General features: G+C 49.3%; 15 protein-coding genes. 9 read left to right on the top strand and 6 right to left on the bottom strand.

Annotated features, from left to right (window positions below):
- Positions 1 to 46 precede the first annotated feature (46 nt).
- The 6 genes from NLZ44_RS23820 to NLZ44_RS23795 form a co-directional block, all read right to left on the bottom strand.
- Entirely contained in the window at positions 47 to 568 is a 522-nt protein-coding gene (locus tag NLZ44_RS23820) for a phage tail protein (protein WP_493751387.1), read from the bottom strand.
- Positions 569 to 608: 40 nt separating this feature from the next.
- The gene (locus NLZ44_RS23815; RefSeq protein ID WP_493751386.1) at positions 609 to 833 is read right to left on the bottom strand and encodes a hypothetical protein; all 225 of its coding nucleotides are present in this window, start codon (positions 831 to 833) and stop codon (positions 609 to 611) included.
- A 10-nt stretch (positions 834 to 843) separates the two neighbouring features.
- Positions 844 to 3,285, bottom strand: coding sequence for a substrate-binding domain-containing protein (locus NLZ44_RS23810; protein WP_493751385.1), 2,442 nt, complete (start codon positions 3,283 to 3,285; stop codon positions 844 to 846).
- A 63-nt stretch (positions 3,286 to 3,348) separates the two neighbouring features.
- Positions 3,349 to 4,407 (bottom strand): type III secretion system chaperone family protein, encoded by a 1,059-nt coding sequence (locus NLZ44_RS23805; RefSeq protein ID WP_493751384.1) that lies wholly within the window; start codon positions 4,405 to 4,407, stop codon positions 3,349 to 3,351.
- Between the two features lie 29 nt (positions 4,408 to 4,436).
- On the bottom strand, positions 4,437 to 6,371 hold the full coding sequence (locus tag NLZ44_RS23800; RefSeq protein WP_493751383.1) for an ATP-binding protein: 1,935 nt from the start codon (positions 6,369 to 6,371) through the stop codon (positions 4,437 to 4,439).
- Between the two features lie 24 nt (positions 6,372 to 6,395).
- Positions 6,396 to 7,727 (bottom strand): Pvc16 family protein, encoded by a 1,332-nt coding sequence (locus NLZ44_RS23795; protein WP_493751382.1) that lies wholly within the window; start codon positions 7,725 to 7,727, stop codon positions 6,396 to 6,398.
- Between the two features lie 531 nt (positions 7,728 to 8,258).
- Here NLZ44_RS23795 and NLZ44_RS23790 point away from each other — a divergent pair.
- From NLZ44_RS23790 to NLZ44_RS23750, 9 genes are all read left to right on the top strand, one after another.
- The gene (locus NLZ44_RS23790) at positions 8,259 to 9,986 is read left to right on the top strand and encodes a phage tail sheath family protein (protein ID WP_493751381.1); all 1,728 of its coding nucleotides are present in this window, start codon (positions 8,259 to 8,261) and stop codon (positions 9,984 to 9,986) included.
- A gap of 92 nt (positions 9,987 to 10,078) precedes the next feature.
- Positions 10,079 to 10,636: a phage tail protein gene (locus tag NLZ44_RS23785; RefSeq protein WP_111894651.1), complete on the top strand. Its 558-nt coding sequence runs from the start codon at positions 10,079 to 10,081 to the stop codon at positions 10,634 to 10,636.
- Positions 10,620 to 11,138 carry a hypothetical protein gene (locus NLZ44_RS23780; protein ID WP_493751380.1) on the top strand — a complete coding sequence of 173 codons (519 nt, stop codon included), beginning with the start codon at positions 10,620 to 10,622 and terminating at the stop codon, positions 11,136 to 11,138. Before NLZ44_RS23785 ends, NLZ44_RS23780 begins: the two co-directional genes overlap by 17 nt.
- 59 nt (positions 11,139 to 11,197) lie before the next feature.
- Positions 11,198 to 11,686 (top strand): phage tail protein, encoded by a 489-nt coding sequence (locus NLZ44_RS23775; protein WP_111894655.1) that lies wholly within the window; start codon positions 11,198 to 11,200, stop codon positions 11,684 to 11,686.
- Between the two features lie 38 nt (positions 11,687 to 11,724).
- Positions 11,725 to 12,228, top strand: a complete 504-nt coding sequence (locus tag NLZ44_RS23770; protein WP_111894815.1) for a phage tail protein — start codon at positions 11,725 to 11,727, stop codon at positions 12,226 to 12,228.
- 14 nt (positions 12,229 to 12,242) lie between these two features.
- Entirely contained in the window at positions 12,243 to 12,545 is a 303-nt protein-coding gene (locus NLZ44_RS23765) for a hypothetical protein (RefSeq protein ID WP_111894817.1), read from the top strand.
- Between the two features lie 46 nt (positions 12,546 to 12,591).
- Entirely contained in the window at positions 12,592 to 13,023 is a 432-nt protein-coding gene (locus NLZ44_RS23760) for a hypothetical protein (RefSeq protein WP_111894819.1), read from the top strand.
- Positions 12,984 to 13,142, top strand: coding sequence for a DUF6760 family protein (locus NLZ44_RS23755; protein WP_493751379.1), 159 nt, complete (start codon positions 12,984 to 12,986; stop codon positions 13,140 to 13,142). Before NLZ44_RS23760 ends, NLZ44_RS23755 begins: the two co-directional genes overlap by 40 nt.
- 244 nt (positions 13,143 to 13,386) lie before the next feature.
- Positions 13,387 to 16,095 (top strand): eCIS core domain-containing protein, encoded by a 2,709-nt coding sequence (locus NLZ44_RS23750; protein ID WP_493751378.1) that lies wholly within the window; start codon positions 13,387 to 13,389, stop codon positions 16,093 to 16,095.
- Positions 16,096 to 16,105: the final 10 nt, after the last annotated feature.

The following is a 16,105-nucleotide window of genomic DNA, read 5'->3' as shown; positions in this document are numbered from 1 at the left end:
AATTAAGTCAATTTAACACTTGCTATTATATTTGATAATTGTGGTTTTAAAAGTATCCATGATTATCCCGCCTTCTATTAATTGCTGCACCTCCTGCACCTTGAGGTTTTATGTTCACTTTTAACCCTTCATAAGCTAGGGTTAATTCTTCGATCGCTACTGAACTTCCTTCAGCTTGAAATCCTGGTGCTTTCCAGGAAATGGGAATAGCGCCAATCAAAGTCCATGCTTGCATAATTTCCCCCGCTTGATTGAACATCAAAATATTGATATTCCGACGATTATATATGGGATTACTGATGGTAGTTAGCATCCAATCCCAGAAAATTGTGCTATTCGTCATTCCCCGCTTTAAGGTGATGTCGTCAAACTCTGCATGACCAATAAATACTCGCTGTTGGTCATTGACTCCACCTTCTAAATATGCTTCTTTTTGTAAGGTTACTCCGAAGCCAGAACATTCGGAAAATGAGGCGGAAATGGTACTTTCCATTTCTACATAAAAGCGATTGGTTGTGATATAATTATACCTGGATTCTAAGGTATTATTAGCATCTGTGGGTAGCATAATTTACCTGGATATTTGTTAACACAATTTAAACCGAAAATTAATGTCGTTCACGGATTAAATTGAGGTCAGAAATTAACATTTCGTAAACTCTTTGTTCAACTTGTTTTTTTAGCATCGGGTCGGCGCGAACTTTTTGGGCGATTTTATACATCAAATCTCCGGGATTATCGCACTGTATTTTCGTGGGTGCGACTAAGCCAATGGGGTGGCTAGGTTGTCCGGGTGGCCGGTGTGGTCTTGGGGGTTGATGGTTAGGTTTCATGATTCAGTGATTAAGGATTTGGGTTGAGATTTTGTAAAGGAACTAATCCGGTTTTGATCAGCAGATTTTGTGCTTCTTCTGTTTTGAGAATTTCGGCAAATTTCTGCCCGACTGGGGATAAGCTGTTATCAAAGGAATAAACAACAGCCAGAGAATAGGCTAAAGGATATTGTCCGGTTTGAAATTGCTCAACGGATGGATAGTAACTACCTTTATCATTGCACAAATCGGTTCCGGGTGTAATAGGTTGATTGTGATGTTGACTTATGGGTTGTACCGCTGGTCTTAACCCTTCGGCGATCGCCAGAGGGTAGACCGAACACTGTTGAAAAACCTGACTGAGTGGGCCAAAAGATAGGCTGCCAATTTCTCGTTCTTCAAAATCCTGAAGAACTCTTCTCATGGCTTGAAAAGTGGGGATTTGGCGAATTATATTGACATTGGTTTCAGTTGTGATAAAATTATCTGAGGGAGGGCTTTGCCACAGTCGCCGAAATTGGTCGATCGCTCGCTCAGTTTGTAGGACTCGTTCTTCAAAAATGCGGATCGCTTCTGCATCGGTGGGGATGTAAAGTTGCACCGGTAAATCCGGTCCTCCTAACTGTTTCCAGTTGTTAATTTCCCCGGTGTATAGTTGTCGCAATTGTTTAATTGATATTTGTCCGTTTAAATTATGAGGTAAGGAATTCTGGCGGCGCTGGTAACTAAAGGCGACAAACACGACCAAACCATCATAAGCAAAGGGAATAGCATTTAAATCTCTGTCTAAGTCTTGGATTAAACTGGTAATGGCAAAATCTGCCTCTTGGTTGCGAACTTTAGCCAGTGTTTTTTCCGTGGTCGGTTGGGGTTTATAAACCAATTTCATCTGGGGAATGCGCTGTTGTAATTCCTCCTCTAATGTTTTCCCTTTTTCTACTAAGTTGCGCTGTCGGATTGCATAATTCCAAACCCCATTTTCATTAGCGGTGTAGCTAAATCTTCCTTTGGGAATAGCAGCAATATCTTTGATGCAACAGGGAGAAAAACGGTGGTCAGCTAGGACCATAGATGGGCGATATAATAACCGCCAGATACCAATTACTCCTAAAAAAGCCAGTAGAAGCAGCAGCAAAATCCATAGCCGAGGAAAAGGGCGTTTTGTGTCTTCTTTTTCTAATGCGATCGCTTGATAATTGTGGTCAATTTCCGGTATTTGGGGGAGTGCTTCCCGGGCGGCTTTGGCGTTTTCAAAGGGTATATTGAATCCCAGGAGTCGCAATATAAACTGTTGCAGGGGGGGATAGGTTTCTGGCCAGTCTTCGGGGAATTGGTAACGGAAGGTTTGCCCTCGGGTATCGACGGGGGAGGTTAAATCATGTTGCCAATTTCCTTTTAAAAGGTCAAAGGCGATCGCACCTAAAGCCCTTAAATCGAGGCTAGGATCAGCCTGGCTAACCGTGGTTAACCCGGGCTGAAATGGCTTTTCTGTGAGGGTCAAATCGGCTATGTAGACGAGAAATTGGGGGCGATGAAACTGATGCTGTTCGATGGGTAAAATCAGAATCGTGTCCAGGCTGAGGTTCCCGTGGGCTACAAGTGAGTGAATTTGACCGGAGGGGAGGCGGTATTTCTGAGTGTGGAGGACTTCGAGGCTTTGCAAAACCTGATCAAGGAGGTGCCGCGCTTGTTGGGGGGTCATGGCACCAAATTGGCGGAGGTAGCTTCGCACGCTGGGATAGCTGTTGGAGAGGGAGTGGGTGACCGTGTAGCAGCGGGGTTGGTGGCGGTCGGCGATCGCTTCTGAGGGGACCAGCAGCCGAAAGTCCTGCACCCGACCATCAGCGGGGACTAATCCTGCCACATTTTCAAATACTGTTTTGGTCTGCTGTTCTTCCTGGGGGTTAAAGTGGCGTTGGGGGAGCAGATATTCTTTAATAATGACTGTTTTATTGTTGTTGGTTTGCACTGCTTGATAAAGGCGACCCAGACCCCGACTACCGATGAAATTGACGATGCGATATCGGCCTTGGTTGCCGATAATTTCCGATTTGGTGGGGAGTATCGCGGGAAATCCGCATTGTAGACAGGTTAAAGCCTGTGGTTCTGCTGCCGTGGAGGATGAGTTAGCCAGGGGGCAGAATAGGGGGTTGCCGTGGGTACAGCGATATTTAGGATAGGGGTTGAGGACACCGGGGCTGACTTCCGCAAGTTGTGGAGGGGTATCGAGGGTTTCGATGTCTGTGTCTTGGGGAATTTCTTCGCCTCGTTTCCGCCGTCGGAGGAGATCTCGGACATCTTCGCGAATGAAGGGTAAAAGCCGAACTACCCACAGGGGGAGAAATCGATAGACTGGAGCGAAGGCATTATAACCTACCCGTCGGACGCGGTGTTGGGCGGTAGCAATGGTGCTTTCTCTGATGGCTTTTGCGGTTCGGGTTTTCGGAATTGGGCGCTGAGGGGGTCTTACCATTACATAAAGGCTCCCAAGAAGCAGGTGTTAGGTAGTCAATTAGGGGGTGAGAAAATAGGGTATTTATTCAGCCTCAACTTGGGCGATCGCATCATCGGGGGATGTCCCATTGAGTACAGCAATAATACCTGGGAGGTATTGATCCATCATGGTCACGTTGGTATAAACGAGGGATTCTATTAAAGTCGGGGTGAGGCGATCGCCTTCTACATCGATACTGGTTTTATAACACACCTCCCCATCAGAATAGTCTAACTCGAAGTTGCCCAGAATTAAACCAGAATTAGCTTTTGTTAATAATTCAGCAATAGCCGATCGCTTTTCCGCAGGAATTGTCAGGGGACAAATCGAGTAAAACAGGAATTGTTGTTCTTCGTCTCTCGCCTGTGCGGAACAACTCCAACGGCCATTGTCGCCAATAAATGCCATTTCTAGGGTAGCCCCCTCCTCTAAGCTAACGTAGTCCCAATCATCTTGGTTAAAAAAGGCAGCCATGATTTGGGAAATGGGGGCAGAAATTGGGGATTCCGAGTCTCCAGTTGGCGGCGCGCCCAATTCCCGGCTAATTTCTTCGATGGCTTGGGTTCCGTTTAACAAAGCCGTTTGAATTTGCGTCCCTAACTGCTGAAAAGCGTCTTTTCCCGTAGCAACCAGTTGAGCGAGGGTGTCAGGATTTGCCCAATCCCAAAGGGTACGATAGGCGATCGTTTTGTCTAATTGTTCTTGTCGCACTCCCAAACAAAACCAGTTTTCCGTAAATTGGTGAGGTAGGGGTTCTGGTCCGGGTAGTTGTTGTAGGTGGTTGATGAGAGTAGCCGTCGTGGTTCCGTCCTGGGTGAGTTGAGGCAGCAAACCCGGTTTCAGCATCAATTCTAACGTTAAATTGGTGCAAGGGTCAAATTGGCGATCGATTAAGGGACTACAAACCTCTGGTTTCAAGTTAAACAATTGTTCCTGTTCAATCAATTGATAGGTATCAAAGGATACTTCTAGGGTGAGATAAAAATCAATATCCTCACCATCATGCTCTCTGAAAATACCATTTAAAGCCAGTATTTCAATGGTTGATTTTGAGGGCAAAACAAAGGTAAATATTTGCTTCAAGGAAATCTCTTTGTTCATGTTAATTATTAATTATTAATTATTAATTATTAAACCCAGCCTTTAACTTCACTATCCATCAAAGGTTTTTCCAATTTCATATATTCACTTTGGGCGGCAGCGAGTAGATGTTTCATCATTACCGGTTCCCCGGCATCAGCAGCCAGAAAAGCCGCATTAAGGGCGATATTGCGGATATTACCCCCAGAAACACTCAAGCGCGCCAATTTCTCAACCGTGAGCCCATCAGTGGGAGTTTCCGAGGGGAAGATACGCCGCCAGATTTCGGCGCGCTGTTTAGCATCAGGAAAGGGGAACTGGACCACAAAACGGATGCGACGGAGAAAAGCGGGGTCGAGGGCACCCTTCATGTTGGTGGTAAGAATAGCCAAACCTCGGTAGGCCTCCATGCGTTGCAGGAGATAACTAACCTCGATGTTAGCATGGCGATCGTGGGAGTCTTTGACCTCGCTGCGCTTACCAAATAGCGCATCAGCCTCATCGAATAGCAAAATTGCGCCCCCACTTTCCGCAGCATCAAAGACCCGGCGAAGGTTTTTCTCGGTTTCGCCGATATATTTGCTAATCACGGAACTGAGGTCAATTTTGTATAAATCGAGTCGCAAGGCTTGGGCTAAAACTTCCGCCGCCGTGGTTTTCCCCGTCCCACTGGGTCCAGCGAATAGGGCGCTGATACCTAAACCCCGATCGCTTTTTTTACCGAAACCCCAATTTTCATAAACTTGGGAACGTTGGCGGAGGTGAGCCGCCATGGTTTCCAGAACTTGCATTTGAGCTTCTGGGAGAACCAAATCCGCCCAAGTCGCTTTAACTTCGATGCGCTGGGCCATATCTTCCATGCGGGGGCGAGCAAGGACGCGACAAGTATCCCAAAGATGGTCAATAAAGGTTTCGGTATCGTGGGGGGAAATTCCCTGGCTGGCGGTGGTTGTACAAACGGAGAGAATGGCGGGGGAGGGGAGGTTAAATTGGGCGGTAACTCGTTGTAGGTGGCCGTTAAGGTGTGTAACATCTCCGAGGTGTTCTTCCCAATACTGGTACTGTTCCGCAGCGCTGGGGCGGGTAACCTCGAAGTTGAGGAGGGGTCGGGTTCGTTGAGGAAGGCGATCGCGGACGGTAATAATCAGGGGGCTACCGATGCGCTCAATCAGTTGCCAGATACCGTCTCCGTGGCGACTCATTTCCACCTGTTCACAGTCGAGGAGGAGCGCATAGCCTCCTAAAACGGACTCCCGCTCCCATAGTTTTAACATAAGGTTGAACTCTGCGGTGGTCGAGGGGATGCGATCGCCATCACTATGATAGAGTTCTAGGTCTAACTGTTGACAGGCCACCTGTGCGATAGCTTGTCGAGTCGCCATATCTTCCCCGGAAAGCTGGACAACCGGTAACTGAGACTGTTCGCTAAAGCTCGACCAGGTTTGGGCAATTTTTAGGGCGAGTTGTTGATGGGAGGGGACTAACAGGGAGGCTTCCCCAAGGGATTCCACAATGCCGAATAAGCGTTCATCGAGATGCTGTATACCGATGAGATAGTGGAGGATACGTTCGTCAATGCGAATGGGACTGAGGGTCAAAACCGCACCGCCTCCCACTTCGAGTAAACGCCAGCGACGTAGGGGAGCATTGGGTGTTAGGGCGCTCCAATGGGGGCGATCGAGGATATTAAGGGCGAGGCTAAAGGTAGGATAAGGCTTTTGGGGGTCGCCGTGGGCTTCCGCGCAGAGTAGGGGAAATTCCCCATCGAGTTCCATTCCCGCGCACAACAGCAGCAAATCTTGTTCAAAGCTAGACAGCCCAAAGGTCTCGCACAGTTGATCTAGGACAGGGGGGACGATGAATGGCTCGGTTGTTTCGGATCTGGTTTGCCCATTGGATGCCGCCCGGAGGGCATCCTTAATCCGGGTTAAGGCGAGTATGAGAGTTTGTTGATTCGGTAGTGAATGCCAGTTTGAGTCAGTCATGGGGAATGGAGAGTCGCGTGCTGTTTAATTTATCGCTACTTTGGGTTGAATGTATTGCTCAAAAGTTGGACTGTCGGGGTTGTCGTCTACACTCAGGATACTTTCTGCCCCATCAATTTGGACTCGCACCAGGTATTCTCCCGGTTTGACTTCCCGAATGGGGATGGAGACGGTAGCCGTGGCGCGAGTAATGGGTGGGGCGGTGAATAGGTAGCCGATGGGATTATTGCTATTGGGGCTGCATTCGTTCATCATCACCACAATTCGCTGACCTGGAGCGATCGCCAAGTTAAGGCTAATGCTGAGGGTTCCCGACCGTGGCTCGTCGTCAAATCCATCTAAGTCTAGGACTGTGACTGTTTCAATAGTAGGCCGCAAGACGAAGGGGGCGACGTTAGATTCCACTTGGGGAACACGAGCAGGAGTGTTACGGTTAGTGGTGGCTGTACTCCCCCTTCTGCTAGATCGGGACCCGTTACGGGGGGGTACGGGTGGGGCTTGTAGGTGAATTACCTGTAGGCTTTGAACCCCAGCCCGTAGTTGGTCTGTTTCAATTAGGCTCAAGGGGAGCCGTAGTTCTCCGTTGTTGATGACTTGGGGGGTGATTTCTAGTTGACCGATGCGGATTTGGGTTAAGACACCAGAGAGATGCTGGCCACGAATCGAGAGGATGCTGTTACTGAAAATGGGTTGATTTTTACCTCCCACCGCCACCACTTGGGTGATGATGGGTTGTTTGGGAAAGACTGTACCGCCTAAAATGCGATCGCGCACAGGTAGGGCGGAACGTCCGGCGATGTCGCTTTCGATGATGATGACAGTCACTTTGTACACCAGGGACAGGGCGTAGGGGGTTTGGAAGAACACAGACCAGATTTTGGAGAGTTCGTCCGTGGAGACAGAGATAAATTCCGAGCGGATTTGTTCCACTTGTTCCGCTAGGTCGGAGTCCGCGAGGTAGGTAAAGGTGGGGTCGGCGATCGTGGCGCGGATGGTGTCCGCACTCAATACTAACTGGTCTTCCAGGGTTTGGACGACGCTACCCAGTAGGCGCTGGGGTTCGAGATCGCCATCGTTGCCGTAGAAGGATACCACATAGAATAGGTCGATCGCCGCTTGTCTACGACGGGTTATGTCCCCGCGCCGTTGGAAGTTGGGGGTGTCTTGGTTGGTGAGGGCCGGGTTGCGTTTGATATGATACAGGTATAGGTTCACACCTGTTTCGGGAATTGACCCGCTAGAACCGTCTGGGCGCACCGTGGTGACTCGCGCTCCGTCTACGTCTCTTTGAACGGCTCGCTGTAGGATGCGCTGTAAGGTCGCGGTGGCGGTGGCGACGGCTAGATGATTACTCATGGCTGACTGGGCCAGTTAAAGGGGTGGCAATGGTGAGGAGGGGTTTCTGGGGAACTTTGATGTTCATCTCTGATGCTCCTCCACTATTTAATACCACTTTGAGTCTATAGCGATCATTATGAACGGCAGATTATATATATTAACAATTACTTCATATATATTCACATAAGTATAATTAACTCAAAAAAACGTTATCAAAATAAGTATATTTAGTCGAGATTTCGGTGTAGTATTTTGAACAACTCCAAATTATTGCGTAAGCTTGGATGGATAAAGCACATCCTAGAAATGATAAATAGGTAAAAGACCCAGCATTAGCAGGTTTTGGATTATCCACGCTATGCTGATTTTTTTCAAAATTTATCCGTCCGGTTGATCAGAAAAAATGGGTTTAAAACCTCGTCCTTTTAGACATGAAACTGTAAGACCAAAACTAACGAGCGTTAGTGGAGGCAGGATTCAGCCCCAGAGTCCCCACGCCTTTAGGCTGGGGAGTGCCAAAACTGCCCACTCTCAGGGAGAAAGATTTTTATGGCTAGGCTTGACTATTTTGCACCTGGCGTTTACATTGAAGAGGTCGATCGCGGCTCTCGACCTCTTCAGGGTGTTCCCACCGCTGTAGCCGGATTTGTCGGTTTCACGGAAGATATCCGAGGTGGGGCTGAACCTTTTAAGCCGATGTTAGTCACCAGTTGGAAGCAGTATCTGGAATACTTCGGTCGAACCAACTCGGACGGTTTCACCGACTTCGGAGCCTATCTTCCCTTTTCAGTTTACGGTTGGTTTCTCAACGGCGGCGGTCGGTGCTGGATTACTAGCATGGGAACAGGACTCCCCGGTTCTCCTAAGCCGGAAGTGACGGAAACGGGAACCGAAATTGTCAACCGCGCTAATCGTCCTTCGTTAAGATTTTCGATCCGTGAGAGTTCCCAAGATGGTGCTTCGGAAAGTTCCCTAGCCGACAGTTCGCAAAACGGGTTCCTGGCTGTGAGCGATCGCTCTATCCGGGTGCAAATTACCGAAGGGTACCCGAAACCCCCCAGCGAAGAAACGGAAGCATCAGAAGCGATCGTTACTGCTAATACAGGGGAATTTTTCACCATAGTGATCCGCCAGGGAAGTGAGGAACTCGAACGGTTCCCGCACCTGAGTATGAATCGAGACATCGAAACAGCAGTAGCCGATTATGTGGTTAGCGCCCTGGAAGAATCCCAGTACATTATAGCCACAGATTTGGCTATCAGTGGTAGTCCCCTGGCTCGCCGCCCGTCTAACGGCATTTATGAAGTCAGCCCTCCGGCAATTATAGCAGAAACCGACAACTTAGCGCGCCATGTGGAAGGCGTGAGGGAGGATCGCACCGGGATTCGCGGCCTATTTGAAATTGACGAAATAACTATCGTCTGTTGTCCCGACTTAATGAAAGTCTACGAACAGGGATTGATTGATCAAGATCAACTCCACGGACTAATGGACTTGATGGTGAGTATGTGCGAGGGAGCCGCAGACGGAGACATCCCCAACGCCCCCAACCGGATGATCATCCTTGACCCGCCGCCTGATCGGGTGAAACCGCAGGATATCAGCCGTTGGTTGAGCCAAGAATTTAACCGGCGATCGCAATTTGCCGCCCTGTACTACCCGTGGATTTTAGTTCCGAACCCCCGCAACGCCGGACGGCCCATAGCTATTCCCCCCAGCGGCCACATGGCAGGAGTATGGGCGCGGGTGGACGAAACCCGGGGGGTTTACAAAGCCCCTGCTAACGAAGTACCAAGAGGTGTGATCGGTCTGACTCACCCGTGCAACTTCCGAGAACAGGAACTGCTGAACCCTATTGGCATCAACTGTATCCGGCCCTTTGATAACCGGGGTATCAGGATCTGGGGCGCTCGTACCTTGGTCGAACCCGACAAAACCGAATGGCGCTATATCAACGTTCGCCGTCTGATGAGCTACATCGAGAAGTCCATCGAAAACGGTACCCAGTGGGTGGTGTTTGAACCCAACGACGAAGACCTATGGCAGCGGGTCAAACGCACTATTAGCAGCTTCCTGACTGAATTATGGCGATCGGGAGCGCTGACGGGTGGCAGTCCCAGCGAGGCTTTTTATGTCAAGTGCGATGCTGAACTAAATAGCCCCCAAAGCATAATGCTGGGTCGCCTGTTTGTGGAAGTGGGTGTTTGTCCAGTGCGTCCGGCTGAATTTGTGGTGTTCCGCATCAGTCAGTGGACCGCTGAGGGTGAAGGCGAATAAGCCAACTCTCTTAAATCTCTGCCTCCAAAACCAACCCATTGGAGGCAGTTGAGATTTTTTTGATATTTACACTTAAACAAGGGAATTGAATCATGAGTAGTGCTGCTCCGGTTTTTACCACTACCGCCACCCGGTATCAAATTGATTTTCGCAATGATACTGTCGGGAATATTGTCCAAAATGCTTATATCAAAAGTATGGCAGCCCTGACCTATGAGGGAAAAGTAGCCGGAGGTGATAAAGCCTTGGGTTCTGGTCGCAAAGGTCGCCGGGTTCGCCAAACTACGATCGCCGGTTACGAAACCAACCCATCAATGACAATCGAAACCTACATCAGTGACGACCCCAACGATGCCAGCCGCCAGCTATTTGCTTGGTTCAAAGCCTGTCTACCACCCGAAGAGGGAGGAGAAGGGAAATGGTCTCAATACCGGGCTAGTGGTTCTGTGGTGCTGTATTCTCCTGACGGAGAAGAGGTTTTACGCTGGAACCTGGAACGTGCTTGGCCGAAAAAATATTCCATTGCTGATATGGACTCGACCTCGGGAGATTTGGCGGTTGAAACCTACGAAATCGTTGCTGAAATGATTACCAAAGAGGTGGCTCTGGGGGGTCAAGTTGCCAGTATGAGGAGTGGGGCTGCGGTTTAATTTATGGGTAGGTTCGGGTGCATCAGTATCGGGCGCGGCTGCAGAATTGGCTGGTTTTCCCGTCCCCTCAAAGAAGGGCGGGTGCAGAATTGGCTGGTTTTCCCGTCCCCTGAAAGAAGGGCGGGTGCAGAATTGGCTGGTTTTCCCGTCCCCTCAAAGAAGAAGTCCCCTCAAAGAAGGGCGGGTGCAGGTAGTTGGCTGGTTTTCCCGTCCCCTCAAAGAAGGGCGGGTGCAGAATTGGCTGGTTTTCCCGTCCCCTCAAAGAAGGGCGGGTGCAGAATTGGCTGGTTTTCCCGTCCCCTCAAAGAAGGGCGGGTGCAGAATTGGCTGGTTTTCCCGTCCCCTCAAAGAAGGGCGGGTGCAGGTAGTTGGCTGGTTTTCCCGTCCCCTCAAAGAAGGGCGGGTGCAGGTAGTTGGCTGGTTTTCCCGTCCCCTCAAAGAAGGGCGGGTGCAGGTAGTTGGCTGGTTTTCCCGTGGCGGATCTAGCACCCGCCCCTACTAGCACCCGCCCCTACCAAGCCTTCAGGGCGCTTATCGGTTAGGTTAGGAGAGATTTAAATTATGGCCTATGAATATTTGACTTCTGCGCGGTTTTACTTTGAATTTGGCAATAATACTCGTTTGCTAATTTCCAAAGTGAGTGGGATTTCTATTAGTATTGACCCAGCCGCAGAGGGGCAGTCGATCGGTTCGGGAAAAAACGTGAAAAGTGAAACTCAAATTACGCCCGCATCGGTAACCTTTGAAAATATGACTCTGGAGTTTGTGACTACCGCTGAAAATGATGCCCTGGTAAAATGGTATCTCGACTGTCATCCCCCGGCGATGATTGGTGGTAAAACTGACGCGATCGCCAAGGTGAGTGATGCTTCCTTGGTACTTTACAAACAGGATGGCTCCGAGGGGGCTCGTTGGAATCTCAAAGACTGCCTCCCCGCCAAGTACACGACGACCCAGGCCAGTTCGGACTCGACGGACCTGTTCAAGGAAACGATCGAAATCAGCCATTCCGGGTTGCAGAAAGTCCCGACTTTGGGGACGACGGTCTGACCGTTTGATGGCCGATCGCTCATAGCTATAAAAAGACCATGACTGGTGATTTGCTCGCACAAAAAAGCCACCTCTACGAGGTGCTGACCGCCTGCCGCTTTTATGTCGCCTTGCATTTGGACGGCAGCCGGGATGATGTCGATGGCTACTTTATGGAGTGCCGGGGATTCAAATATTCCCAGACCGTCATTACCCACAATGAAGTTTTCCCGAAAAAGTGGGGAAAGGCGACTCGAGGTCAGGTGATTTGCACTAAACTTCCGGGAAACAATAATGTTGATAACTTTTCCCTGCGTCGGGGACTAACGGCTTCAACTACACTGTGGGATTGGATAGCCACCGTCCATGATGGCGGTTGGTCATCTAAGTTTAAAAATGGTTTTTTGACCATTTACCGTCAGGATAGTTCCGAAGGGGCGCGGTTTGCTTTTAGCCGAGGCTGGCCGGTTAGTTATAGCATCACCGATAATATGGCATCGGGAAGCGATTTGGCGGTTGAGGAGTTGGAAATTGCTTGTGAAGGGTTTGAACGAGTCTTGTAGGTGGCGATTAAACCATGCAAACCGAGTTTGAGTTTACCTTACCCAAAGGCTATTTAGATCCCGATGGCAACGTTCACCAGCGGGGGGTGATGCGGCTGTCGCGGGCGATCGATGAGATTGTCCCCCTCCGCGATCCTCGCGTACAGATGAATCCCGCCTATGCAACTGTGATTATCCTCGCCAGGGTGATTACTGAACTGGGTAGTTTGGAGGAAGTGTCCCCGGCGGTGATTGAAAATATGTTTGCCGTAGACTTAGCCTATCTCCAGGACTTCTACCGCGAAATTAACGGCCTGGTCAAGTCCGAGTCGGATTGAAAGTCAAAAGTCGAACCTAAGAAACCGGGTTTCTATCTGATGTCGGATGGGAATTCCAGACCCTCTTAGAAACCGGGTTTCTCAAACTCCCTACTCCCTACTCCCCCATCTAATGTCACCCGAAAACTTACCTTTGAGACAATTTCCCTTTACCCTCCCGGTCGGATTGTTGGACGAGGAGGGAACTTGGCATCGAGAGGGAATCATGCGATCGCTGACAGGGTGGGATGAACTGTTCCGGGAAAGGGATCTGCGGGTTTTGGACAATCCCGCCTACGGGATTTTAGTCATGCTGTCCCGGGCAATTGTCCGCTTGGGGGAGATTTCCCCCGTGACGCCGGATGTATTGGAGGGATTGTTTTTACCAGATCTGGACTATTTGCAAGCCGTATACAACCAGATCAATCCACCCGAAGCAAGGATTTCTCGGACGGGGGAGTGGCGGGCTACCCCCTGGAGGATTTGTATAGGGAGGTAGCCTTCATCGCCTTTTATTTCCACTGGTCTAGGGCCGAAATTCTCGATTTAGACCATCGGGAACGGCAGCGCTGGATCGGAGAAATCGCCAACTTGGTTCAGCGAGAATTGGGTGAATAATGTCGAATCCGGTTAAATAACCACTTTCGTCAAAGCCAATTCCCGCTCCCCCTTTTTAAGGGGGGCTGGGGGGGATCTAGGGGCTGGTAAATAACCGGATCTGATCTGAAAAACCCAATTTTCGACTTTTTTTTTACACAAAAATTTACATAAATCATCACCTTTTTGATTTACAATTAAGGTGCGGTTATAGCTTTTCGTTCCGACTATTATCAATGGAAGCGGCAATTGGGAGGGTGTTCTAATGAAAATACAACGCCGGAAGAAGCGCCAAAACGAAAGCCCTGCAGCCCCCCCCGTGCAGGCACAATTTCAGTCTCGGCCGTTCCAGGACGCCAACTTTGCCCCCCCAGACAAACAAGCCGCCCCCCCGGAAAGCGAATCCCAGCCGGAAGCGTTCGGGTTCGATTTTGGCAGCATTCCCCTTTTTAGCAATGGTAATAGTACGCCAACCCAGCCCATCCAGCGCAGTGAAGAAGAAGACGTGCAGATGCAGGCGGAACCCAACTCGCCCATGCACCGCCAATTTCAGAATTTAGCCCGAAGAGATAACCCGCAAAATTCCGCACCCCCGCCACCCATTCAAGCCAAACTCACCGTGGGGGCAGTAGGGGACAAATACGAACAAGAAGCGGACCGGGTGGCGGATGCGGTAGTCGATAACATCCAATCTCCCCCCGCGACGACAGAGGTTCAGAAACAGGAAGAAGAAACCCTGCAAGAACAACCCCAATTATCGACTCCGCCGACGATTTCTAAATTGCAGAAAAAAGAGCAGCCAGAAACGGTACAGCGGGAGTCTGAAGAAGAAGGTGATGAAGATATACAAATGAAGCCATTGTTACAGCGGGAGTCCGATGCGGAGGAAGAGGAAGAGGTACAAATGAAACCTCAGACCGCCGAAGCCGGGGGAGAAGTTTCTGCCGATTTCGAGTCGTCCCTTCGGCGAGAAAAGGGCGGCGGACAACCGTTGAATGAGAACTTGCAGTCCCAAATGGGGCGGGCAATGGGGGCAGATTTTGGCGGGGTGCGGATTCATCATAATTCCCCAGCCAATCAACTGAATCAATCAATCCAAGCCAAGGCATTTACGACGGGCAAAGACATCTTTTTTAAACAGGGAGAGTATCGGCCGGAGAGTCTGGGCGGACAAAAGCTCATCGCCCACGAGTTGACCCATGTGGTGCAGCAAGGTGGTGTCAATAATAGTGGTTCTGTTCAGCGTTTTAACAGTAGTAAAGAAGAACGAAAGCATCTCCAGATTCTTTTGTCTGAACAAAAGGCGAAAGGCAGAGATAAAATGACCCAAGAGTTTAAGGATTTCTCGGCTAATCTCAAGTTGCCTGCTACCTCAAAAAATATGGACAAATGGGGAGGAGAAAGACCGAGAAGTAATGCGATTGATGATAATAATACCGGGAACAAACCTGTAGATAAACTGGATGATTGGGTGAATAGCGATACTGCAGATGTGACGGGTAATACAGCCAGTGTGATTGAAGGGTTAACAGGAATTACTGGGGAAATAGGTACTGAAGGTTTGGGAAATTCCGGGGATACGGAAACTGGGATTTTTCAGAAATATTTTGAAAAAGCTGGTGCCAATATGTCGGGTGATCAGAAAAATGTACTGAGCGGACGCAGTGATATGGCGGGGGCTGTAGCGGGTGGTGTTGGCAATATATTGGGGGGCTTCCAAGCTTTTAATGATTATAGACAGGCTGAGGACAATTATGATCGCAGTAAAGCAGTATTACAAGGAGGATCAAGTCTCGCGGGTTTAGCATCAAATGTGGCTAAATTTGGGGGTGGTTATCTGACTCAGAAAGATGGTGGTGCTGCTAACTTAGATCCAAGTTGGATTTCCAAGGATCTTAATACCAGTGATAGTTGGAAGTTTGTTGGCGATGGGATTGGTGCGGTTTCTGGTGGTTTGGGTTTTGGGGCTCAGGCGGTAGGGGGAGTTAAAGACTTTAAGAGTTGGCTAAACGAGAGGAAGAAAGGTATCTACGGCGATACTAAATCGGGGGGTAAAGGTAGCGGTGCCTATTTACGTTCGCTGGGAAGGGGGGTTAAAAGTGCTGCTAATTTGGGTCAAGCCGGGGTGACAACGACCTTGGGGGTTGGTAAATTGATTGCCCAATTTGGGGCTGAGGGAGGCAAAATTGGTGCTGATGCCCTCAAGTTGGGTTCCCAAGGAGCGATCGCACCCTTAGCTAATTTGGCGGCTGCATCAGGGGGTTTGGGAATTGCTACGGGGGCGATGGATCTTGCCAGTGGCGGTTTCAAGGCGTTTAAAGCTACGAAGCGTAAGGGTTTAATTAAAGGCTTACAACAGGGAAATAAACAGTTTAGTAGTGTGAGTGAGTCGGAGCGTAATGCTGCTCTGGAACATCTCAAGGAAATTCAGACCAAAAAGCAAAAACGCGGCGGCTTAGGGATGGCTGAAGGTGCGCTGGCGGTGACGGCAGGGGCTTTGGCTTTAACTGGAGCCGGGGCGGTAGTTGGTGCGGGTCTGGCGGCGATCGGTGGTATCGCGAAGTTGGGACGCTTTGCATTCAACAAAATTAAACAGAATCGCCGAGATAAGGCGGATCGAAAAGATAAGCAATGGCAAGCTGATATGGAGACGGCGGGGCTGAGTGAAGAACAAATCAATAATGTATTTTTAGCCCGACAAGAACGGGAAGATCAACAATATGAGCAAGCTAAAAGTAAAGGAGGTTTCTCCAAATTTAAGGCTTGGTTTAAGAAGAAAATGAAAGCGGATAAAACCAAGAGTACGGATGCTAAAGACCAGCGTTACGAAACCACGGCTAAAACCTTAATCAAAATGAATGATGCTGAACCAGGTATCATGCTGAAGTTAGTGAATTTACCTGAAAAACAAATGGAGGGAATGAGCGGGGAAGAGAAACTGGAGTTAGTCAAAAAAGCTCTGAAAAAACGCTAGTTAAATTTGA

Source organism: Arthrospira sp. PCC 9901, assembly GCF_059013425.1.
The sequence above is the reverse complement of the archived record's forward strand: the minus strand, read 5'-3'. Positions and strand labels throughout refer to the sequence as shown.

Excerpts from the sequence above, each read along its gene's own strand:
- NLZ44_RS23820 (WP_493751387.1), bottom strand. The coding sequence starts at position 568 with ATGCTACCCACAGATGCTAATAATACCTTAGAATCCAGGTATAATTAT.
- NLZ44_RS23815 (WP_493751386.1), bottom strand. The coding sequence starts at position 833 with ATGAAACCTAACCATCAACCCCCAAGACCACACCGGCCACCCGGACAA.
- NLZ44_RS23810 (WP_493751385.1), bottom strand. The coding sequence starts at position 3,285 with ATGGTAAGACCCCCTCAGCGCCCAATTCCGAAAACCCGAACCGCAAAA.
- NLZ44_RS23805 (WP_493751384.1), bottom strand. The coding sequence starts at position 4,407 with ATGAACAAAGAGATTTCCTTGAAGCAAATATTTACCTTTGTTTTGCCC.
- NLZ44_RS23800 (WP_493751383.1), bottom strand. The coding sequence starts at position 6,371 with ATGACTGACTCAAACTGGCATTCACTACCGAATCAACAAACTCTCATA.
- NLZ44_RS23795 (WP_493751382.1), bottom strand. The coding sequence starts at position 7,727 with ATGAGTAATCATCTAGCCGTCGCCACCGCCACCGCGACCTTACAGCGC.
- NLZ44_RS23790 (WP_493751381.1), top strand. The coding sequence starts at position 8,259 with ATGGCTAGGCTTGACTATTTTGCACCTGGCGTTTACATTGAAGAGGTC.
- NLZ44_RS23785 (WP_111894651.1), top strand. The coding sequence starts at position 10,079 with ATGAGTAGTGCTGCTCCGGTTTTTACCACTACCGCCACCCGGTATCAA.
- NLZ44_RS23775 (WP_111894655.1), top strand. The coding sequence starts at position 11,198 with ATGGCCTATGAATATTTGACTTCTGCGCGGTTTTACTTTGAATTTGGC.
- NLZ44_RS23770 (WP_111894815.1), top strand. The coding sequence starts at position 11,725 with ATGACTGGTGATTTGCTCGCACAAAAAAGCCACCTCTACGAGGTGCTG.
- NLZ44_RS23765 (WP_111894817.1), top strand. The coding sequence starts at position 12,243 with ATGCAAACCGAGTTTGAGTTTACCTTACCCAAAGGCTATTTAGATCCC.
- NLZ44_RS23760 (WP_111894819.1), top strand. The coding sequence starts at position 12,592 with ATGGGAATTCCAGACCCTCTTAGAAACCGGGTTTCTCAAACTCCCTAC.
- NLZ44_RS23750 (WP_493751378.1), top strand. The coding sequence starts at position 13,387 with ATGAAAATACAACGCCGGAAGAAGCGCCAAAACGAAAGCCCTGCAGCC.